The sequence below is a fragment of the Bradyrhizobium barranii subsp. barranii genome, assembly GCF_017565645.3.
Taxonomy (GTDB): Bacteria; Pseudomonadota; Alphaproteobacteria; order Rhizobiales; family Xanthobacteraceae; genus Bradyrhizobium; species Bradyrhizobium barranii.
The window spans coordinates 3,336,579-3,358,367 of sequence record NZ_CP086136.1; the positions used below are offsets into that span (position 1 = coordinate 3,336,579).

Sequence of the window (21,789 nt, forward strand, 5' to 3'; positions counted from 1 at the left end):
TGCGCCTCTGTTGTGCGCATTCCCCGGCATCGGCTACACCAGAGCCGGTTCGGCTCCCGCCCGCGCGCATTCCCGGCGCGCGGCCAAAGAGCCTGAGATGGCTCCGACTGCATCATGCAAAATGTCTCGATCCCGGCGGCCCTGATTGCCGGCCTCGTCAGCTTCCTCTCTCCCTGCGTTCTGCCCCTGGTTCCGCCCTATCTGATCTATCTCACGGGCGCCACGATCGAGCATGTCGAGAACAAGGAGCCGGCCTCGGCGTCCAAGCGCGCCATCATGATGTCGGCGCTCCTGTTCGTGCTCGGTTTCTCCACGGTGTTCGTGGCGCTCGGCGCCAGCGCTTCGCTGATCGGCGGGCTGATTCGTGCCTGGTCGGCCGAGCTGTCGATCCTTGCCGGCATCGTCATCATCATCATGGGCCTGCACTTCCTGGGACTGACGCGGATCGGCCTGTTGATGCGCGAGGGGCGCCTGACCGCGCCCAAGCCTGTCGGCCTGTGGGGCGCCTATGTGATGGGCCTCGCCTTCGCCTTCGGCTGGACGCCGTGCATCGGCCCGATCCTTGCCGCGATCCTCTCGATCGCTGCGGCGGAGGCGACGGTGACGAAGGGGGCGGGCCTGCTCGCAGTCTATTCGGCCGGCCTCGGCATTCCCTTCCTGATCGCCGCCCTGATGATCGAGCAGTTCTCGAAGCTGTTCGCGCGCATGAAGGGCCAGCTCGTCAATGTCGAGCGCGCCATGGGCGTCCTGATGGTGATCACCGGCATCGGCTTCCTCACCGGCACGGTCTCGAATGTCAGCATCTGGCTGCTCGAGACGTTCCCGGCGCTGCAGACGATCGGTTAGCTCACGCGGTCGGCACGGTAGTCAGGTCAAGCCGGACATGCGCGACGATGCCGGTCGCGCCGCTCCGGTTCTGATGCATCAGCCTGAAGCCGTGCCGGTCGGCGGTGGATTTGGCGATCGCAAGACCAAGCCCGGTCCCCTCGACGCCCTGGGGCGCAGCCCTGAAGAAGCGGTCGTAGATGAACGGCATGGCGTCCTCGGGAATGCCTGGGCCGTCGTCGACGATCTCCAGCGCGCAAATCTTGCCGTCATTGACGACCCTGAGTTCCACGGAGCCGCCTGAACCTGAATAGCGAATAGCGTTATCCAGCAGGATGGCGATGAGCTTGGCGATCGCGTCGCGATCGCCGAGGAACCTGCACGGTGTCTCCGCCGTCATCGCGAGCTGGACGTCGCGCGCCTCAGCCAGCGGATAGAAGTCGGCCAGCAACGACGTCGCGAGCGCGGCAAGATCGATGTCGTCGCGCTTCTGGATCGAGGCGCCTTCCGTTCTGGCCATTTCGAGCAACTGGCTCGCCAGATGCGATGCGCGCCGCACGCCGTCCCGAAGTTCGTCGGCAAGCTCGCGAGTCTGTCCGGACAGGTCCGCGGCGATCAGGTTTTCCGCCTGGATCTGGAGAGCGGCCAGAGGTGTCCTCAGTTCGTGCGCCGCGTCCGCCACGAAGCGGCGCTGCGCTTCGAGTGCCGATCGGTGACGATCGACGAGCTTGTCGATGGCAACGATCAGGGGAGCCACTTCCGCCGGTACGCCCACCGGACGCAGGGGCTCCTGCGCATCGACGCTGCGCTGGCCGATTTCGGCCGACAGCCGTTGCAGACCGCCCATCGTGCGGCTGATCGACCAACCCAGAACGGCCCAGACCAGCGGGATGGCGAGCAGCAGCGGAAGCGCGGCGCCTGTCGCCGCGTGCAGCGCGATCTCGTGCCTGGCGCTCCACGCCTGCGCGATCTGGATATCGTGCTGCGCGTGGCTCCAGCGATAGACGCGCCAATCCTGCCCGTCGGCGGTCACGTCGGACAATCCCGGCACTGATTGCCAGGGAATATCGATCGGAGGACCCGCTCGATGCACCAGCGCGCCGGAGCGATCCCAGATGCGGACGACCAACTGATCCTCGTCTTCGCTTTCGAGCAGCGGACCCGCACCGTTGCGGTCGCCTGGACCGACATTGACGGCGATCTCCTGCAACTGCGCGTCGAGGAACTTGTTCATCTCATAGGCGACCAGGCCGAACGATGTTGCCGTCGCCAGGAGGCCGATGGCGGCCAGCAACAGCGTCGCACGCGTGATGATGGTCTTGCGAAGAGAGCTCATGATCCGGACTTCGTGACCATCCAACCGGCACCGCGGATGTTCCGGATGACGTCCTTGCCATACCGCTTGCGCAAGCCGTGGATGACGACGTCAACGGCGTTGCTCTGCACCTCGTCGCTCCAGCCGTAGATCCGGCTCTCGATCTGGCCTCGCGACAGAATGGTTCCGGGACGCTCCATCAGGACGTACATCACCGAGAACTCCCGCGCGGAAAGCGTCGATTGGATGCCGCGGAAGGTCGCCACATGGGTCGATGGATCGAGCGTGATCTCCTTGCTGCTCATCAGCGAATTGGAGCGGTCGTTGACCCTGCGCATGACCGCGCGGATGCGCGCGAGCAGGGCGCGCAACTCGAACGGCTTGACGATGAAGTCGTCGGCGCCGAGATCGAGTCCCGCGACCATGTCTTCGACCCGGTCGCGGGCCGTGATCACCAGGATGGGCGAAGCCTTCCTGCTGCGCGCGGCCTTGAGAATCTCGAAGCCGGTCATGCCGGGCAGTCCGATATCGAGCAGCGTGATCGCGTGCTCGGCGCGTTGCAGCGCGGCGTAGCCGTCCTGTCCGTCGCGGGTCCAGTCCACGGTCATTCCGTTTCGCTTCAATCCGCGGACGAGCGCCTTGCCGAACATCGGATCGTCTTCGATCAGCAGGAGGCGCATTGATTCAGGGAAATTCGCTGTGTTGGAGGGGCGGCGCGTCGCAGCACCAAGCGCCACATTCGACACCGTGGCCAAATGGTCAACCGCCTGCGCCTCAATTTAGAACTCTTACAAATTTGGGCGTGAGCGTAGAGAGGCTCGACCTATTCTAAATCCGATCTAATCCTCATCTAATTCTTCGCATTGCAGATGCGCCCCAGTTTGGGACCGCGAAGCCGTCTTTCAGAGCGGCACGCGAAGCTTTTGGGGCGTTGCAGATGGAATTGGGTTGTTGGGGTGGCCGTAAGGCGTTGCGTGGTTTTCTGCTGTCGACGACGGCAGCGCTGTCATTCAGTGGCGGGCTGACGATGCAGGCCGGCCCGGCCTCTGCGCAGCAGGGGCAGGCGGCGGGAGCCTTGCCGTCAGTCGTCGTTTCCGCTCCGCAGCAGCGCGCCCGCCGGGCGCAGACCGCGGCCACCTCGCGCGCAGCGCGATCGAATCGCCGGACGGCCACCGTCGCAGCGGTCGAGAAGAAGCCGCCGAGCGTCAACAATCAGGACGCGCGTACCGGCCAGAAGGGCTATGTCACGCGGAGCGTGACCAGCGCGACGAAGACCAATACGGCTCTCCTCAACGTGCCGCAGTCGGTGACGGTGCTGACGAAGGATTTCATCAGGGACCAGGCCTTCACCTCGATCGGCGAGGCGACCCGCTATGTGCCCGGCGTCATCTATCATCAGGGCGAATCGCATCGCGACGACCTCGTCATCCGCGGCCAGCGCAGCAACGCCGACTTCTACACCAACGGCATCCGCGACGACGTCCAGTATTTTCGCGACTTCTACAACATTCAGCGGCTCGAGGTCCTGAAGGGGCCGAACGCGATGATCTTCGGCCGCGGCGGCGGTGGTGGCGTCGTCAACCGCGTACTCAAGGAGGCGGACGGTACGACCATTCGCGAGGTGACGGTCGGCGGCAATTCCTATCCCGGCGCCCGCGTGACCACCGACGTCGGCCAGGCGATCAACGAGAACTGGGCCTTCCGCCTCAACGCGATGTACGAAAATACGCAGAGCTATCGTGATTTCGTCAACCTCGAACGCTGGGCGATCAATCCTACCGCGACCTTTGCGCCGAACGACACCACGACGGTCAAGCTGAGCTACGAGCATCTGCACGACCGGCGTACCGTCGATCGCGGCATCCCCTCGCAGATCCGCCCCGGAAACGCCTTCCCGCGCTATCCCTACGATACGTCGCCGTCTGCGTTCTTCGGTAACCCCAACCTCAACTATGCGCTCGCCGATGTGGATATCGGAACCGCTGTCGTCGAGCACGATTTCGAGAACGGGTGGACGATCAAGAATTCGTCGCAGATCGCCAACTACGACAAGTTCTACCAGAACATCTATCCGGGCGGAGGAGCCAATTCCGGTGCCGTCAATGCCGCCGGAACCTCGAGCAATCTGCAAGCATACAACAACGAGACCGACCGGACGAATTACTTCAACCAGACCGATCTCACCTACAAATTCGGGACGGGCCCAATTCGTCACACCGTCGTCTTCGGCGCCGAGGTGGGCCGTCAGAACGGCCTGAACTACCGGCAGAGCGGGCTCTTCAATGGCGTATCGTCGACCATCACGATCGATCCGAGGAATCCGACGTCGTACGTTCCGGTCACTTTCGCCAATAACGGGGGTACCGATGCCAACAACACCTACAAGCTCAATCTCGGCGCCGTCTACGTCCAGGACCAGGTCGAGATCACGCGCTATCTGGAGCTGATCGGCGGCCTGCGGTTCGATCACTTCGACCTGACGTCGCGAGACCGCCGCACATTCGTCGAGCTCAACCGGGTCGATGATCTGGTGTCGCCACGCGTCGGTGTCCTGTTCAAGCCGCTCGAAAACCTGTCGATCTACGGCAGCTACAGCATCTCGTATCTGCCGAGCGCCGGCGACCAGTTCAGCGCTCTGACACCGGGCCTGGCCATCGCAGCGCCCGAGAAGTTCGTGAACAAGGAAGTCGGGCTCAAATACGACATCTTCCCGTTCCTGCAGTTCGCTACGGCGATCTACGAACTGGACCGGACCAATCAGCGCTTTGCCGATCCCAACAATGCGGGATTCTTCATCCTGAGCGGAGCCACCAAGACCCGCGGCTTCGAAGCGTCTCTGACAGGCTACGTGACGGACGCCTGGCAAATCACGGGCGGCTACGCTTACACGGATGCGCGGATCACCAGCAACAACTCCGCGACCATTGTTGCCGGCAACCGCGTGGGACTTGTGCCGTACAATACCTTTTCTCTCTGGAACAAGTATCAGTTCACGGAGCAGTGGGCCGCGGGCCTCGGTGTGATCCACTACTCGAACTTCTTCGCATCGTCCGACGACACCGTGCTGATTCCGGAGTTCACGCGGGTGGACGCCGCCGTGTTCTTCAGGCTCAACGAGACCTGGCGGGCCCAGCTCAACATCGAAAATCTCCTCGACCGGAAGTACTATTCGACCGCGGACGGGAATAACAACATCACGCCGGGGTCTCCACGTGTGTTCAGATTGTCAGCCACGGCGAACTTCTGATGGTGTTGAGATGACACGCGCGAGTGGCCGAGCTGAAGGCAGGTCGACGGCACGCAAGAGCAATCGCGCCGCACAGGCGGCGCGACAGCGCTGCTTCGTGCTGGAGATCAACCAGAGACCGGTACTGGCGTTCTCGGCCAGCTCACTGCGATCCGCCCGGGCGCGCGTGCAGGAAGCGTGGTTCGTCCAGGAATTGGAGAGCATGCGTTCAGGTGGGCGTCCTCTCCTGTGCCCGGATCATGTCCGACAGGTCAGGCTCGCGCTTCCCGCCGAGATTGCCGCGGTGGAACTTGGACGCGGCCTCGATGAGGCGCGCGGCGAGGACGCCAAATATGGCTTCGCGTTTCTCGTTCCGATCGACGTGCCGCCGAATTAATGGCGTCGACCGCTTTTTCTATTGAACCGCGAAGCGCGCGAGCGCCTCGCGGTCGATATCGATACCTAGCCCCGGTCTGTCAGGCACCCGCACGAAACCCTTCTCGTGCTCGATCGGCTCCTTCAAAATCGCCTGTCGGATCGGATGCTCGGTGCGGTCGAATTCGAGCATCGGCTCGATCGGCGCAAGCGAGGTCGGCGTGTGTGACGGCAGCACGGCGAGGAGCTGCAGCGAGGCCGCGATCGCGATCCCGGTGCCCCAGACATGCGGATTGTAGCGGATGCCGAACGCCTCGCTCATGTCGGCGATCTTCTTGCATTCGGAGAGGCCACCTGCCGCGCAGGTGTCGGGCTGGGCGATGTCCAGCGCATGCGATGCGAACAGGTCGCGGAAGCCGAAGCGCGTGAATTCGCATTCGCCGCCGGCGATCGGAATCGTCAGCGCGGATCGCACCGCGCGATAGCCCGCGACGTCCTCCGGCGGCACCGGCTCCTCGAACCAGCCGATGTCATAGCGCTCGATCATGCGGCCGAGCCGGATCGCAGCAACGGCGTCATAGGCGTGGTTCGCATCGACCATCAGCGCGACATCCGGGCCGATCGCCTCGCGCACCGCGCGGGTGACCGCGGCATCCTCGGCGATGCCGAAGCCGACCTTCAGCTTCACGGCGCGGAAACCTTCCGCGGCGTAGCCGGCCGCTTCCTCCGGCAGGTATTTGAGCGGATCGCCTGATTTGCGCCGGTAGAGCCCGGTCGCATAGGCCGCTATCTCCTTGCGCGCGGCGCCGCCGAGAAGCTGATGCGCTGGCACGCCGAAATGCTTGCCCTTGATGTCCCACAACGCGATGTCGATGCCGCTCAGGCCCTGGATCACGACGCCCTTCTGGCCGTGATCGCGCAAGCGTGCGTAGACCATCTGCCACAGCACGTCGGTGCGCAGCGGATCCTCGCCGATCAGCCAGGGCGCGATGCTCTGCACCACCGCCGCCGTCATCCGCGCCGGCCCGTAGCATTCGCCCCAGCCGGTCAGGCCGTCATCCGTCTCGATCTCGACCAGCATCGCGGTGCGCGTGTCGTACCAGGCGCGCGAATAGGCGAACGGCTGCGAGAGCTTTGCTTCGAGGATGTGCGTGCGCACCTTGGTGATCTTCATCGCCGATGTTCCCTCAATCCGTTCACCGCGCCTCGTCCAGCACGCACGTCACCGTGCAGACGACGCCGCGCGGCAGGAAGTCGACGGTTGCCTCGCCGCCGAGCTGGTCGCGCGCGCTGCGCTCGATCAGGCGCGAGCCGAAACCGCGCTGCACCGGCTCCGTCACCGGCGGTCCGCCGATCTCACTCCAGATCAGCCGCAGCCGGGGCTTCGGCGTGTCGGCGATGACCTCCCAGTCCAGCGTGACCCGGCCGGTCTCGTTCGACAGCGCGCCGTATTTCGCGGCGTTGGTGGCGATCTCGTGCACGATCATCGACAGCACCACGGCGAGCCGCGGCGACAGCGGCACGGTGGGGCCGGCCATGCGGATGCGACCGGGATTGCTCAGCAGGAACGGCTGGAGCACGCGCGCGATCACATCCCTCAGCTCCGAGCCCGCCCATTTCTCCTGGCTCAGGAGATTATGCGCCTCGGCGAGCGCACCGAGCCGTCCCTCGAACTTGGTCCGCTCGTCCCGGCTTGAACTTCGGAAGGTCTGTACCGCGATCGCCTGCATCAAGGCCAGCGTGTTCTTGACGCGATGGTTGAGCTCCTCGATCAGCAGATTGTGCAGCATCTCGCCGCGCGCGATCGTGGTCGCCATCCGCACCGCGAAGGTCAGGCCGGTCAGCAGCAGGATGCCGCCGATCAGGCTGGTGATCGCGATGTCGCGCCAGAGCGGCGCGATCAGCGATCTCTCGGCGACACCGGCCACGACCGTCCAGCCGGTCAGCCGCGATCTCGTATAGGCGGAGGACAGCGCGACGCCGTCGAGCGAAACGGTGGATAGGGTCGCCTCCGGCGTCCGGGCCATCGCATCGTTCAGCGCGCCGGGGGCCTGCTTGCCGAACGTGTCGGCCGGGTTGGGCGCGCGCGCGAACACGCGGCCCTTGGTGTCCAGCAGCGACACCGTCCACTGATCGTTCGGCCGCTGCTGCTCGACCAGTTTCTGGAATGTCGCGATTGGCGGGCTGAAGGAGAGCGCGTAGACGACCTCATCGTTGCGCAGTACGGGAACCTCGACGGTCATGATCGGCCGGTTCTTGGTCGAGCCGGTGAACAGGTCGGAATATTGCGGTGACTTGCTCGCAAATACCCGCTCGACGATCTCGCGATTGTTGCGGGGCGGCAGGTTTGTCGTTTCACTCGTGACGGTCGAGAACAGCTGGTGCCCGCTCCCGTCCGCCACCAGCAGGACGCTGTCCTCGCCATATTGGCTGATGAACCCGGTTGCCAGCCGGCGGAAGTCGTCGAAGTCGCCGCTTTGCAGGGCGTTGCTGAGCGCCAGCACCTGCAAGCCGCCGGTCATTCGCTGCACTTCGGAATCGAGCACGAGGCGCATGCTTCGCACCGTCTCCAGCACGCGTCGTGTCGCGTCGCTGCGGTCCTGGCGGTAGTTGGAATAGGCAATCCCGACCGCAAAGACGATCAGCGGCAACATCGTTCCCGTGACCAGAAGAGCGAGCCGGACCGGCAGAGTGAGCTTTGACAAGCGCGGGCGTCCCGGTTCCAGCGCAGCGGCGCCGGATTATGATTTTGGGGAGACCATACGGGAGAGACTTGCACCGCGCCACGATTTTCGCGTCCGGCGAGCACGTCAGAGCGGGATTTTGCAGCGCGGTCGCGGGCGTCAAGTCGCGCACCGAGGCTGAAAGCGGCATGAAGACCGTCTAGGTCTGCACGTCCAACTGAGGAGAATGACGCAGTTCTGATTTTGGGGGCCGTGCCCGCCGTTCTGGTGCTCGGCGGCGGAATTTATCCGGTCGGCCATATGCACTACAACGACGGGCCCTCGCGATCGATCGCGAGGGCCCGTTCTTGTTGAGACGCAGCTCAGAGATTGCTCTCGGTGATCGCCGCATAGACCATGCTGCGCAGTTCGCGCCGGAGCGGATAGGCGCTCGACGGCAGCACCTGCGTCATGAAGATGGTGATCAGCTCCTCGGCCGGATCGATCCAGAACGAGGTCGTGGCCGCGCCGCCCCAATTATATTCGCCCGGGCTGCCGGCGATCAGCGTCTCCGCCGGGCGCATGGTCACGGCAAAGCCGAGGCCGAAGCCGATGCCGTTATAGGTGGCTTCGGAGAACAGCGAACGCGATACCTCCGGCAGCGCGCGTCCGCCCGGAATGTGGTTGCTCGTCATCAGCGCCAGCGTTTTCGGCCCGAGCAGGCGGACGCCGCTCAGCTCGCCGCCATTGAGCAGCGCACGGCAGAAGGTGAGATAGTCGGCGACCGTCGAGCATAGCCCGCCGCCGCCCGAGATGAACGAGGGCGGCGACAGGAACGAGCTCTTGGTCGGGTCGTCCTGGAGCGTCAGGCCCTCGCGGCGCTGGCCGGCATGGAAGGTCATGCCTCCACCGGGATCAGCTGAATAGCAGGCCGCGAAACGGTGCGCCTTGGCGGCCGGCACGTGAAAATCAGTGTCGGTCATGCCGAGCGGATCGAGGATGCGCGTTTTAAGGAACTGCTCGAAGGGAATCCCGGAGATCTTTCCGACGAGATAGCCAAGCACGTCGGTCGCCACCGAGTAGTTCCAGGATTCGCCCGGCGAGAACTCCAGCGGAATTTTTGCCAGCGCCTCGATCATGGTCTGGAGCGTGCCTGACTTCTCGACCTCGCCGATCTTTTCGGTGCGATAGGCGGCATCGACGTTGGAACGCTGCTGGAAGCCGTAGGTGAGACCGGCGGTGTGCCGCAGCAGGTCGACGATCAGCATCGGCCGGGACGGCGGCCGGGTCAGGAAGGCCGGCGCGGTGCCGGCGACGAACACGCCGAGATCCTTCCATTCCGGAATGTATTTGGCGACGGGCTCGTCGATCGCCACGAGGCCTTGCTCGACCAGCATCATGAAGGCGACGCTGGTGAGCGGCTTGGTCATGGAATAGATGCGGTAAATGGTGTCGTCCTTGACCGGCGCCTTGCGCTCGACGTCGGCAAAGCCCTGCACCGAGCTGTGGGCGACCTTGCCGCGGCGATAGACCAGCAGGTGCGTGCCCGGGAAGCGGCCGGCATCGATGTAACGGCTCTTCAGATGCGCATCGACGCGGTCGAGCGCGGCCTTGGACATGCCCACGGATTCGGGCGAGGCGGGGGTAGGGGCGAGCATCAGTTCCTCCGGGGCGTTTTGTCGGAAAGTTGATAGCGAAATGCCGGCCCCATTCCAAGCCGGTTGCGCTTAACGCGGCCGGGCCTGCTGGTGTAGGCTGCACTGTGGAACGCCTCCAAGGAGCCCACCCGGGCCAACGAGAAAACTCAGGGCAAACGCACCATGACCCAGTTCAACGAGACCGAACTCACCGAAGCCGTCGTCAAAAGCTTCGACAATACGCCGAACCCTCGGGCAAAATTCCTGCTCCAGGAATTGGTGAAGTCGCTGCACGATTACGTGAGCAAGACCGGTCTCACCTTCGAGGAATGGGAATACGCCATCGATTTCCTGACCCGCACCGGCCACAAATGCACCGACACAAGGCAGGAGTTCATCCTGCTCTCCGACGTGCTCGGGGTCTCCATGCTGGTCGACGCCGTCAACCACAGGGATCGCGAGGGCGCCACCCAGACCACGGTGCTCGGCCCGTTCTATGTCGGCGAGCACAAGGTCACCGCGCACGGCACCGACATCTCGCCGAACAATCAGACCGGCGAACGGATGTTCGTGCAGAGCCGCGTCACCGACCTCAAGGGCAAGCCGCTTGCGGGCGTTCCCGTCGACGTCTGGCATGCCGACGATGACGGCTTCTACGATTCACAGAAGCCGAACTACGACGAGGTCGGCGCTTCGGCGCGGGCGCGCTTCATCACCGACGCCGACGGCCGCTTCTTCTTCCGCACCATTTTGCCTTGCAGCTATCCGATCCCGACCGATGGCCCGGTCGGCGAGATGATCATGCAGACCAAGCGGCATCCGATGCGCCCCGCGCATGTGCACTTCCTGGTCAATGCCAAGGGCTACGAGCCGCTGATCACGCACGTCTTCATGGACGGCGACAAATATCTCGATTCCGACGTGGTGTTCGGGGTCAAGGACGACCTCGTCGCCAAGGTCGAGCCGCGCAACGATCCCGTGATGCCCGACGGCTCCAAGGCAAACGGGCAGTGGCACCTGATGACGTACGAATTTCACCTCAAGCCCGGCGGCGGCATGGCGCCGAAGCCGCTGGGGGTGAAGGCGGAGGAGCCGGCGTGAGGGCCCGCAGCTGGAGCGCACATTCGGCCGCTCGGTAGTCAGGGCGCGTGCGACGTCCGCTGTGCTTCTGGTAGCTGCGCAACAGCGGACCTCACTGGATGTCCGAGTTGGGCCAACAACAAACATACTGCGAACATAAGAAGACGCGAGGCGAGCCGGCCTTAACGCCCCCGGAGCGTCCCGATCAAGCAGGACGGATACCGCCTGTTCGTGCAGCGCGTGGGTTCACATGCCACTCCCTCCGCTACCGCCGCCACCACCAGCTTGTCTGGACGCTTCGAGATTTCTGTCTAAACGACTGGGTTCATTAGGGGCGTAACCGAAAGCTCCCGGATAGCCCTTCTTCGATCCCATTGTTTGCAGCTCATGCAGCGGAGCGTAGCCGGGGACGCCCGGGTGATGTCTCTTAGAGATCTTATGCTGCAGACCAACTGCTTTGCCTGGTACACCCTGCGCAAGCGCGGCTGGTGCGGCGGCGATGAGAGCGGCGGCACAAAGTGCGATGATCGTTGTCTTCACTTTTCGGTCCTCCCTCCTTGAAACAAAAGAGCCCGCGTTGCGGATTCAACGCCGTCGCGACGGCATAGTCGAGCGCAAAAACGTCTAGCCGCAGTCAACCTTTAAACCCAGCTAATCGCGCGATGTTTGGGCTATTTGGCCGATGTCGCATATGGGTCACCAGCGGCAATGCTCTGACGAACGATAATGGTTCCACTTGGCCGCTAGAAGTGGACGTCTGCGCCCTTCTGCGCCCTATCGCCCGTGCAGCAGCGCCAGCAGCACGACGACTGCGCAAGCAAGCGCTGCCGTGGTCAGCTTCCAGAACATCAGCGGGCTGCGCTCTAAGAGCGGCGTGATCCGTGTGTCGAGATAGGCCGGATTAGGCGTGCGAAGCTCGAAGACGAATTCGGACAGATCTTCGTGCCGCTTGTAGGGATCGGGATGGAGCGCGCGCCTGAGCGCGCCGTCGACCCAGGCCGGCACATTGCGGTCGTCGTCGGCCGGGCGGTACTGAAGTCTCCGCGCGTCCGCCTTGCGCCGGATCCTGGCGATCTGGGTGCCATAGGGAAGCTTTCCCGCCAGCATCTGGTAGCAGATCACGGCCAGCGAAAACATGTCGGAGCGCGGCGAGCCGCCTTGCCCAAGAAAATACTCCGGCGCCGTGTACTGGACCGTTCCCAGGATGTCGTCGGCCTCGTCTCGCGGCGCCGCCTCCGCGACGCCCGCGACCCTGACCGACCCGAAGTCGATGATCTTTGCGGTGCCCGTCTTGTCGATCAGGATGTTGTCGGGCCTGAGGTCCTGATGCAGCATTTCCATGCGGTGGAAGGCGCGCAGCCCCGCGGCGATCTGCTCGACCAGCCCACGGACGGTTTCGAGATCGGGGCGCGGATTGTCGGTCATCCACTGCTTCAGCGTCTGCCCTTCGACGAATTCGGTCGCGACGTAGAGATAACTGCGCCGTCTCGACTGTGACAGCGGCTTCAGCACGTGCGGGCTGTCGATCCTGCGCGCGATCCACTCCTCCATCAGGAAGCGCTTGAGATAGGCGGCGTTGTCGCGCAAATCGATCGACGGCAGCTTGAGCGCGACCGGCGCCTCAGTCTCCACATCGACGGCGAGATAGATATGACTGCGGCTGCTGCCGTGGATTTCCCGGATGATCCTGTAACCGTCGAAGACTGCTCGCGGCTCCGGCAGCGGCGGAAGCGGCAGCTGTGACGTCTGATTGAAGATGCCGGCCGGCTCGCGCTGCGGCACCGCGTCGATGCGCAGGATCTGGACGGTGATGTTGTCGTCGCTGCCACGCCGATAGGCTTCCTCGACGATCGCCTTTGCCGCCCCGTCGAGCTCGGCTGCGTGCTCGCCAAGTGCGCTGGTGATGAAACGCTGATCGACGAATTCGTAGGCACCGTCGGTTGCCAGGACAAAGGTATCGCCGGCCTCGATCTCGAAAGCCTGGTAGTCGATCTCGATCTGCGGATTGATGCCGAGCGCGCGGCCGAGATAGGTCTGCTCCGACGACACGATGATCCGATGATCGTCGGTCAGCTGCTCGAGCGCCTTGCCAGCGACGCGGTAGACGCGACAGTCGCCGACGTGGAAGATGTGCGCCGTAGTCGCCTTGATAACCATGGCGGTCAGGGTGCAGACATAACCCTTGTCGCGATCATAGGCATATTGGCTCTTGCGCGTCTGCGCGTGCAGCCAGGAATTGGTCGCGTCCAGCACGCGGCGGGCGGAGGTCTTCACCGTCCAGGATTCCGACGTGCAGTAATAGTCCATCAGGAAGCTCTTGACCGCCGACTCGCTGGCGATCTGGCTCACCGTGCTGCTCGAGATGCCGTCGGCGAGAACGGCCGCGATGCCCTTCAGGCTGAGCAGCGGCTCTTCCGGAATCAGGACGCCGTGAAAATCCTGATTGACGGGCTTGCGCCCCTTGTCGGAGTGCTGGCCGACGGAGATCAGGAGTCCGCGGGTCATCGTCATCACCAGGCGAAGGGAGCCTCACCCTGGTCGGGCGAGGCTCCTCTGTCGAGACGTATCAGGCCGCAACGCGGGTCGGCGCGGCCTTGCCGGCCTGGCGCTTCGGCTTGGTCATGACGTGGGTGGCGTAGAGGGTCATGCCGGTGAAGGCGAGGCCGCCGACGAGGTTGCCGAGCACGGTCGGGATCTCGTTCCAGATCAGATAATCCATGATCGAGAATTTGGCATGGAGCATCAGGCCCGACGGGAACAGGAACATGTTCACGACGGAATGCTCGAACACCATGTAGAAGAACAGCATGATGGGCATCCACATCGCGATGACCTTGCCGGGGACCGAGGTCGAGATCATGGCGCCGACGACGCCGGTCGAGACCATCCAGTTGCACAGCATGCCGCGCATGAACAGCGTCGCCATGCCGGCCGCGCCGTGCGCGGCATAGCCAAGCGTTCGGCCTTCGCCGATGTTTCCAATGGCCGCTCCGACCTTGTCGGGGTCTTGCGTGAAGCCGAACGTCGTCACGAAGGCCATCATGAAGGCGACGGTGAAGGCGCCGGCGAAGTTGCCGACGAAGACCAGGCCCCAGTTGCGCAGCACGCCGCCAAGCGTGACGCCGGGACGCTTGTCGATCAGGGCGAGCGGCGAGAGCACGAACACGCCGGTGAGCAGATCGAAGCCGAGCAGGTACAGCATGATGAAGCCGACGGGAAACAGTATCGCGCCGATCAGCGGCTGGCCGGTGTTCACGTTGATGGTGATGGCGAACCATGCGCCGAGTGCAAGGATGGCGCCGGCCATGAAGGCGCGGATGGCAGTATCCCGGGTGGACATGAAGATCTTGGACTCGCCCGCATCCACCATCTTGGTGACGAATTCCGAAGGCGCGAGATACGACATCAATGGTTCCTTTTGCTTCGTAAGTGAGATCGACACGCCCGAGAGAGCGCAGCTGAACATCATTGGCCGTGCGGACAGCTCTGCCGCGCACGAGGGCTTTGGAAGGTTTGGAAGCCTTGGGAATCGCGTCACGAGGACTGAGCCGGGAGGGCCGCGAAGCAGTTGAGCTTCCGGGATGCAACCGCCAGAGGCTGCAACAATGCGGCAAGCCGCAGTCTTCGTTGACGTCGGTGAAGAAGCAAGTTGCGTGCCGTGTTGGCGTGTTGGAAAAGGCTAGCGATATCAATCAGATGTCGCACGCGTTCAGCTGACTTTTGCGGACGCGCGGCCTTTTGCTTGGGCGGCTGCATAAGATTTGTGCGACGCACAAGGAGTGAGCAATTCGCAAGTTCCGCGTGCGCAGCAGGTCTGCGACAGTCTGGCGCGGTATCAATAACCCATTCATTTTTCGATAGTTTTCGAGGCGCCGGGCTTGGCATGAAGCTTGAATCATTCAAGCCGACGCCATTGAAGCCGTCCCGCGAGACTTCTCATCCGATTTGCCGACGCCACCAGACGGGGGTCTCCCCCGTCATGCGTTCGCATGCGCCTTTTTCTGGCGTCACGGACGGACGGGCTGCTCGCGAGCACTGACGCCATCAATTCTGCAACGATGCAAAGGACGACACTGCCTATGACCAAGCGCACCCGCCAGCCCTCGGGCCTGAGCCGCCGTCAATTGTTGAAGGCCGCCGGCTCGACCGCTGCACTTCTCGCCGCCGCAAAACTGAATTTCCCCGCCGGTGCGTTCGCACAGGACGCTGGCCCCGAGGTCAAGGGCGCCAAGCTCGGCTTCATCGCGCTGAGCGATGCCGGCCCGCTCTTCGTCGCCAAGGACAAGGGCCTGTTCGCCAAATACGGCGTGCCCGACACCGACGTGCAGAAGCAGGCCTCATGGGGCACCACGCGCGACAATCTCGTGCTCGGCTCGGAGGGGAACGGCATCGACGGCGCGCACATCCTGACCCCGATGCCGTACCTGATTTCCGCCGGCAAGGTGACGCAGAACAACCAGCCGACCCCGATGTACATCCTGGCGCGGCTCAATCTCGATGCGCAGTGCATCTCGGTCGCCAAGGAATATGCCGACCTCAAGGTCGGTGCCGACGCGTCGGTGCTGAAGGCGGCGTTCGAGAAGAAGAAGGCCGATGGCAAGTCGGCCAAGGTCGCGATGACCTTCCCGGGTGGCACACATGACCTCTGGGTCCGCTATTGGCTCGCCGCCGGCGGCATCGATCCCGACAAGGACGTCGAGACCATCACCGTGCCGCCGCCGCAGATGGTGGCGAACATGAAGGTCGGCACCATGGACGCGTTCTGCGTCGGCGAGCCCTGGCCCGGGCAGCTCGTGCATCAGGGCATCGGCTACACCGCCGTCAACACCGGTGAGATCTGGAGCAAGCATCCCGAAAAGTCGCTCGGCATGCGCGCGGCCTGGGTCGACAAGAACCCGAAGGCTGCCAAGGCGATCCTGATGGCCGTGATGGAGGCGCAGCAATGGGCCGACAAGATGGAGAACAAGGAAGAGCTCGCGACCATCATGGCGAAACGGCAGTGGATCAACTGCCCGGTCGAGGACATCGCCGATCGCGCCAAGGGCAAGTTCGACTACGGCAATGCCGGCAAGGTGGTCGAGAACTCACCGCACATCATGAAGTACTGGCGCGACTTCGCCTCCTATCCGTTCCAGAGCCATGATCTCTGGTTCATGACCGAGGACATCCGGTGGGGCAAATATGAAGCTTCCTTCGACAGCAAGGCGCTGATCGGCAAGGTCAACCGCGAGGACATGTGGCGCGATGCGGCCAAGACGCTCGGCGTCGCGGCTTCCAAGATCCCGGCCTCCACCTCGCGCGGCAAGGAGACCTTCTTCGACGGCAAGGTGTTCGACCCCGAAAATCCGGCGGCCTATCTGAAATCGCTCGCGATCAAGCGCGTCGAAGTCTGATGGAGCCAGCGGCCGCCCTTGGGCGGCCGCATCTTCCTTGAGCTGGAGAGAGATTGCGATGAACATGCCTGCCACGAAGATGGACATTGAGACTGCGACCCCTGCGGGCACCGCCGCGCCGGTCGTCGCGATGACGCCGAAGCGCCCGCCGCGCAGCGAAGCCTACGCGCGGATGGCAAGGGAGACCGCCGTGCGCGTGATCCCGCCGCTGGTCGTGATCGCGCTGCTGACGCTGGTGTGGGAGCTGATCTGCCGCCGCGCCGGCTCGACGCTGCCGCCGCCGTCGCGGGTGTTCAAGGACACCAAGGGACTGATCTTCGATCCGTTCTTCGATCATGGTGGCATCGACAAGGGCCTGTTCTGGCATCTCTCCGCCAGTCTCCAGCGCGTCGCGCTCGGCTATTCGTTGTCGGCGATCGCCGGCATCGCGCTCGGTGTGCTGGTCGGGCAGTCGGTCTGGGCGATGCGCGGGCTCGATCCGCTGTTCCAGGTGCTGCGCACCATCCCGCCGCTCGCCTGGCTGCCGCTGTCGCTCGCGGCGTTCCGCGACGGCCAGCCTTCGGCGATCTTCGTCATCTTCATCACCTCGATCTGGCCGATCATCATCAACACCGCGGTCGGCATCCGCAACATCCCGCAGGACTACCGCAATGTTGCGGCCGTCGTGCAGCTCAATCCGCTCGAGTTCTTCGCCAAGATCATGATCCCGGCGGCGGCGCCCTACATCTTTACCGGTTTGCGCATCGGCATCGGTCTGTCCTGGCTCGCCATCATCGCGGCTGAAATGCTGATCGGCGGCGTCGGCATCGGCTTCTTCATCTGGGACGCATGGAACTCATCGCATATCAGCGAGATCATCCTGGCGCTGTTCTATGTCGGCATCGTCGGCTTCGTGCTCGATCGCCTGATCGCGGGCATCGGCAAGATCGTCACCCGCGGCACGGCGCAGAACTGAGGGAGAAGGACACATGACCGCCTATCTGAAGCTCGACCATATCGACAAGGTCTTTACCCGCGGCGCCGCCAGCACGGAGGTGCTGAAGGACATCAACCTGACGATCGAGAAGGGCGAATACGTCTCGATCATCGGCCATTCCGGCTGCGGCAAGTCGACCCTGCTCAACATCATCGCAGGCCTGACCGGCGCCACCACCGGCGGCGTGTTGCTCGAGAACCGCGAGGTCAACTCGCCGGGGCCCGATCGCGCGGTAGTGTTCCAGAACCACAGCCTGCTGCCATGGCTGACCGTCTACGAGAACGTCAAGCTCGGCGTCGACAAGGTCTTTGCCAGGACCAAGTCCCGCGCCGAACGCGACGCCTGGGTCATGCACAATCTCAACCTGGTGCAGATGGCCCACGCCAGGGACAAGCGTCCCTCGGAAATCTCCGGCGGCATGAAGCAGCGCGTCGGCATCGCCCGTGCGCTGGCGATGGAGCCGAAGGTCCTGCTGCTCGACGAGCCGTTCGGCGCGCTCGACGCGCTGACCCGCGCGCATCTGCAGGACTCGGTGATGGCGCTGCATCAGAAGCTCGGCAACACCATTCTGATGATCACCCACGACGTCGACGAGGCGGTGCTGCTATCCGATCGCATCGTCATGATGACGAACGGGCCGAGCGCGCGCATCGGCGAGGTGCTGGAGGTGCCGCTCGCACGTCCCCGCAAGCGGCTCGATCTTGCGACCAACTCCACCTATTTGAAGTGCCGCCACCGCGTGCTCGAGTTCCTCTACGAGCGTCATCGCTTCGTCGAGGCCGCGTAAACGAAGGTTTAACGAGGAAGATAAGCGCGCCTAAATAATTGACACCTCGCTCAATCCTTGTGCGCCGCACAAGGATTGAGCGAACCGCTAAATTTGCGAGCGAAATACGCCTGCAAGAACTTCGGGCAATGCGAACAAGCCCCTGAATTCCCTGTATTTCCCGAACGCGCGCAATTGGCACGGAAATTGAAATACCTTTTCCGACGCCAACGACGACGTCCCTCAACATCATCAATCAGCATCGTGAACTCGCCACCGGGGCATGGCCTCGGCGCGCGCCTCCGCGTGGAGGCTGAGCCTGCAACGACGCAGCGGTGAGCCTAGAAGGGATTATCAATGACGACGAATCCGACTCGAAATCCGACGTGGATTTCTGATTGGCGCCCCGAAGACGAGGCGTTCTGGAATGCGGGCGGCAAAGTGATCGCCCGGCGTAACCTGATCTGGTCGATCGTGGCCGAGCATATCGGCTTCTCGGTGTGGCTGATCTGGAGCATCGTCACCACCAAGCTGCCGCAGGCGGGCTTCCACTACACCACCGACCAGCTGTTCCAGCTCGTCGCGGTGCCCGGGCTGATCGGCGCATTGATGCGCTTCCCCTATACGTTCGCGGTCACGACCTTCGGCGGCCGCAACTGGACCATTTTCAGCGCGGCTGTCCTGTTCATCCCGACGCTGTCGCTCGCCTACTTCGTCGGCCAGCCCGACACCCCGTTCTGGCTGATGCTGCTGATCGCATCGACCGCGGGTCTCGGTGGCGGCAATTTCGCCTCCAGCATGACCAACATCTCCTTCTTCTTCCCTGACCGGATGAAGGGATGGGCGCTGGGGCTGAACGCGGCGGGCGGCAATATCGGCGTCTCCAGCGTGCAGCTGTTGACCCCGATCCTGATGACGCTCGCGGTCATCAACCTGTTCCAGGCGTCCCCCGTCGACGGCATCTTCCTCCAGAACGCAGGCCTGATGTGGGTGCTGCCGATCGCGATCGCGGTGTTCGGCGCGGTGTTCTTCATGAACAACCTGACCACGGCCAAGTCGTCGATCAAGAACCAGCTTGCGGTGGTCAAGCGCAAGCACACCTGGATCATGGCGTATCTCTATATCGGAACATTCGGATCCTTCATCGGCTACTCGGCGGCGTTCCCGCTGCTGATCAAGACCCAGTTTCCGGCGATCTCGATCTCGATCTCGATCGCGTTCCTCGGGCCGCTGGTCGGTTCGCTGTCGCGGCCGCTCGGCGGCTTGCTCGCCGACAAGATCGGCGGCTCCATCCTCACCTTCTGGAACTTCATCGCGATGGCGGGCGCCACCGTCGGCGTGCTCTACTTCGTCGGGCACAAGGACTTCACCGGCTTCCTTGCGATGTTCCTGATCCTGTTCGTGACGACGGGCATCGGCAACGGCTCGACCTACCGCATGATCCCCTCGATCTTCCGCGAGCAGAACCTGTTCAGGGTGCGCGGCAAGGGCGATGCGGCGCGCGCGGCGGCCTTGAAGACCGCGAGCATCGAGAGCGGTGCGGCGGTCGGCTTCATCGGCGCGATCGGCGCGGTCGGCGGCTATCTGATCCCGACCGGTTTCGGCAAGTCGATCGCTATGACCGGCGGGCCGTCGCTCGCGCTCGCGATCTATCTCGCTTTCTACGCCTCCTGCCTCGGACTGACCTGGTGGTTCTACCTGCGTCGCAGCCCGCAGGGTGAGGGCGCGTCAAGCCTCGCGGAAGCGCGAGTCTGAGTTTGGCACGAATGTCGCTTCTCCCCGTACGCGGGGAGAAGACTCTCTGATGACGTTTGACCCATGAACCTTGTTCGCAACGGCGCGGACAAAGGCAGACCGAAACAGACAGGAGAACATCATGACTTCAGAACAGATCACCCTCGTCCAGCAGAGCTTTTCCAAGGTCGCGCCGATTTCAGAGGCGGCCGCGGTGCTGTTCTACGATCGCCTGTTCGAGGTGGCGCCGTCCGTGCGCGCGATGTTTCCCGAGGACATGACCGAGCAGCGCAAGAAGCTGATGGGCATGCTCGCCGCCGTCGTCGGCGGACTGTCGAAGCTCGAGACGATTCTTCCCGCGGCCTCGGCGCTCGCCAAGCGTCACGTCGCCTATGGCGCCAAGGCCGAGCACTATCCGGTGGTCGGCGCGACCTTGCTGTGGACGCTGGAAAAGGGCCTCGGCGAGGCCTGGACGCCCGAACTCGCCACGGCCTGGACCGACGCCTATGGCGTGCTGTCCGGCTACATGATTTCCGAGGCCTACGGCGCACAGGCGCAGGCCGCCGAGTAGGAGATGCCTTGTGAGTGAACCGCTGGTCATCGTCGGTAACGGTATGGCGGCCGCGCGTCTGGTCGACGAGCTCGCCAAGACCTCGCTCGGCCGCTACGCGGTCGCGGTGATCGGCGAAGAGCCGCGGCTCGCTTACAACCGCGTGCTGCTCTCCTCCGTGCTGGCCGGCGAGACCGGCTCGCACGAGATCGAGCTGAGGCCGGCGGACTGGTGGCGCCATCGCGGCGTCACCGTGCGCTACGGCTACCGCGTCACCGAGATCGACACCGGCCGCCGCGAGCTTAAGATCGAAGGTGAAGAGAGCGTCGAATATTCCAAGCTCGTGCTCGCCACCGGCTCGACGCCGCTGCGGCTCAACGTCCCCGGCGCCGATCTCACCGGGGTGCACACCTTTCGCGATACGCGCGACGTCGATCTGCTGCTGACGCTCGCTGCGGCGAAGAAGCGCGTCGTCGTGGTCGGCGGCGGCCTGCTCGGGCTCGAAGCGGCCTATGGCCTTGCGAAAGCCGGCGCGCCGGTGACGCTGCTGCACCTGATGGACCGGCTGATGGAGCGCCAGCTCGATCTGCCGGCGGCCGACCTGCTGAAGACGCTGGTCGAACGCAAGGGCATCCGCATCCTGCTCAACGCCTCCACCGCCCGCATTCACGGCGAGGGCCATGTCGAAGCCGTCGAGCTCGCCGACGGTACGCGCATCGAGGCGGATGCCGTGATCTTCGCCGCCGGCATCAGGCCGAATGTGGCGCTTGCCAAAGAGGCGGGCATCGCGGTCAACCGCGGTATCGTCGTCAACGACGAGATGCAGACGGCCTCGCCCGACATCTACGCGCTCGGCGAATGTGCCGAGCATCGCGGCACCTGCTACGGCCTGGTCGAGCCCGCTTACGAGCAGGCGCGCGTGCTGGCGCGGCATCTCGCCGGACGTCCCGCCGCCTATCAGGGCAGCGTGGTCTCGACCAATCTGAAAGTCTCGGGCGTCAGCGTCTTCTCCGCCGGCGACTTCATGGGCGGGGACGGCAGCGAGAGCCTGGTACTCACCGACCGCAGGCGCGGCACCTACAAGAAGCTCGTGATCGCCGACGGCCGGCTCACGGGTGCGGTGCTGATCGGCGATACCGTCGATGCGCTCTGGTATCTCGAGCTGATCCGCAATCGCGACAAGGTGGCGGCAATCCGCACCGACATGATGTTCGGCCGCGCTCTGGCGCGTCCTTCCAAGGCGGCTTGA

Annotated in this window: 17 protein-coding genes; 10 read left to right on the top strand and 7 right to left on the bottom strand. The window is 63.8% G+C overall.

The features are described from left to right. The first annotated feature begins 114 nt into the window (after positions 1-114). Positions 115-846, top strand: a complete 732-nt coding sequence (locus tag J4G43_RS16025; RefSeq protein WP_085404442.1) for a cytochrome c biogenesis CcdA family protein — start codon at positions 115-117, stop codon at positions 844-846. A gap of 1 nt (position 847) precedes the next feature. Here J4G43_RS16025 and J4G43_RS16030 read toward each other — a convergent pair whose 3' ends face one another. Beyond that, positions 848-2,161, bottom strand: coding sequence for an ATP-binding protein (locus J4G43_RS16030; RefSeq protein WP_208085506.1), 1,314 nt, complete (start codon positions 2,159-2,161; stop codon positions 848-850). Next, the gene (locus tag J4G43_RS16035; RefSeq protein ID WP_208085508.1) at positions 2,158-2,820 is read right to left on the bottom strand and encodes a response regulator transcription factor; all 663 of its coding nucleotides are present in this window, start codon (positions 2,818-2,820) and stop codon (positions 2,158-2,160) included. Before J4G43_RS16035 ends, J4G43_RS16030 begins: the two co-directional genes overlap by 4 nt. A 257-nt stretch (positions 2,821-3,077) precedes the next feature. On the opposite strand from J4G43_RS16035, the gene J4G43_RS16040 reads away from it, so the two are divergent. Together J4G43_RS16040 and J4G43_RS16045 are read left to right on the top strand one after the other, a co-directional pair. Continuing rightward, complete coding sequence (locus tag J4G43_RS16040; RefSeq protein ID WP_208085509.1) at positions 3,078-5,387, top strand: TonB-dependent receptor; 2,310 nt, start codon at positions 3,078-3,080, stop codon at positions 5,385-5,387. A gap of 10 nt (positions 5,388-5,397) precedes the next feature. Next, entirely contained in the window at positions 5,398-5,763 is a 366-nt protein-coding gene (locus tag J4G43_RS16045) for a hypothetical protein (protein WP_166350759.1), read from the top strand. An 18-nt stretch (positions 5,764-5,781) separates the two neighbouring features. Here the strand turns inward: J4G43_RS16045 and J4G43_RS16050 are convergent, their stop codons facing one another. The 3 genes from J4G43_RS16050 to J4G43_RS16060 all read right to left on the bottom strand — a co-directional run bounded on the left by J4G43_RS16050 (position 5,782) and on the right by J4G43_RS16060 (position 10,062). Next, positions 5,782-6,915 (bottom strand): mandelate racemase/muconate lactonizing enzyme family protein, encoded by a 1,134-nt coding sequence (locus J4G43_RS16050; protein WP_208085511.1) that lies wholly within the window; start codon positions 6,913-6,915, stop codon positions 5,782-5,784. A 22-nt stretch (positions 6,916-6,937) separates the two neighbouring features. Further along, a complete protein-coding gene (locus J4G43_RS16055; protein ID WP_208089333.1) occupies positions 6,938-8,395 on the bottom strand; it encodes a sensor histidine kinase in 1,458 nt (485 codons plus the stop codon). 392 nt (positions 8,396-8,787) lie between these two features. Beyond that, on the bottom strand, positions 8,788-10,062 hold the full coding sequence (locus J4G43_RS16060) for a serine hydrolase domain-containing protein (RefSeq protein WP_208085513.1): 1,275 nt from the start codon (positions 10,060-10,062) through the stop codon (positions 8,788-8,790). Positions 10,063-10,224: 162 nt separating this feature from the next. On the opposite strand from J4G43_RS16060, the gene J4G43_RS16065 reads away from it, so the two are divergent. Further along, positions 10,225-11,142: an intradiol ring-cleavage dioxygenase gene (locus J4G43_RS16065; protein ID WP_208085515.1), complete on the top strand. Its 918-nt coding sequence runs from the start codon at positions 10,225-10,227 to the stop codon at positions 11,140-11,142. A gap of 753 nt (positions 11,143-11,895) precedes the next feature. Here the strand turns inward: J4G43_RS16065 and J4G43_RS16070 are convergent. Further along, complete coding sequence (locus tag J4G43_RS16070) at positions 11,896-13,632, bottom strand: bifunctional protein-serine/threonine kinase/phosphatase (RefSeq protein WP_208089334.1); 1,737 nt, start codon at positions 13,630-13,632, stop codon at positions 11,896-11,898. A gap of 55 nt (positions 13,633-13,687) precedes the next feature. Beyond that, positions 13,688-14,527 carry a formate/nitrite transporter family protein gene (locus J4G43_RS16075; protein WP_028146778.1) on the bottom strand — a complete coding sequence of 280 codons (840 nt, stop codon included), beginning with the start codon at positions 14,525-14,527 and terminating at the stop codon, positions 13,688-13,690. A 673-nt stretch (positions 14,528-15,200) separates the two neighbouring features. On the opposite strand from J4G43_RS16075, the gene J4G43_RS16080 reads away from it, so the two are divergent. From J4G43_RS16080 to J4G43_RS16105, 6 genes are all read left to right on the top strand, one after another. Next, the gene (locus J4G43_RS16080) at positions 15,201-16,514 is read left to right on the top strand and encodes a CmpA/NrtA family ABC transporter substrate-binding protein (RefSeq protein WP_208085517.1); all 1,314 of its coding nucleotides are present in this window, start codon (positions 15,201-15,203) and stop codon (positions 16,512-16,514) included. A 58-nt stretch (positions 16,515-16,572) separates the two neighbouring features. After that, positions 16,573-17,469, top strand: a complete 897-nt coding sequence (ntrB, locus tag J4G43_RS16085) for a nitrate ABC transporter permease (protein WP_208085518.1) — start codon at positions 16,573-16,575, stop codon at positions 17,467-17,469. A 13-nt stretch (positions 17,470-17,482) separates the two neighbouring features. Further along, a complete protein-coding gene (locus tag J4G43_RS16090; protein WP_208085520.1) occupies positions 17,483-18,277 on the top strand; it encodes an ABC transporter ATP-binding protein in 795 nt (264 codons plus the stop codon). Between the two features lie 336 nt (positions 18,278-18,613). Then, positions 18,614-20,011 (top strand): MFS transporter, encoded by a 1,398-nt coding sequence (locus J4G43_RS16095; RefSeq protein ID WP_208085522.1) that lies wholly within the window; start codon positions 18,614-18,616, stop codon positions 20,009-20,011. 121 nt (positions 20,012-20,132) lie between these two features. After that, positions 20,133-20,561 carry a globin family protein gene (locus tag J4G43_RS16100; RefSeq protein WP_063986572.1) on the top strand — a complete coding sequence of 143 codons (429 nt, stop codon included), beginning with the start codon at positions 20,133-20,135 and terminating at the stop codon, positions 20,559-20,561. 10 nt (positions 20,562-20,571) lie between these two features. Continuing rightward, positions 20,572-21,789 carry an NAD(P)/FAD-dependent oxidoreductase gene (locus J4G43_RS16105; protein ID WP_208085524.1) on the top strand — a complete coding sequence of 406 codons (1,218 nt, stop codon included), beginning with the start codon at positions 20,572-20,574 and terminating at the stop codon, positions 21,787-21,789.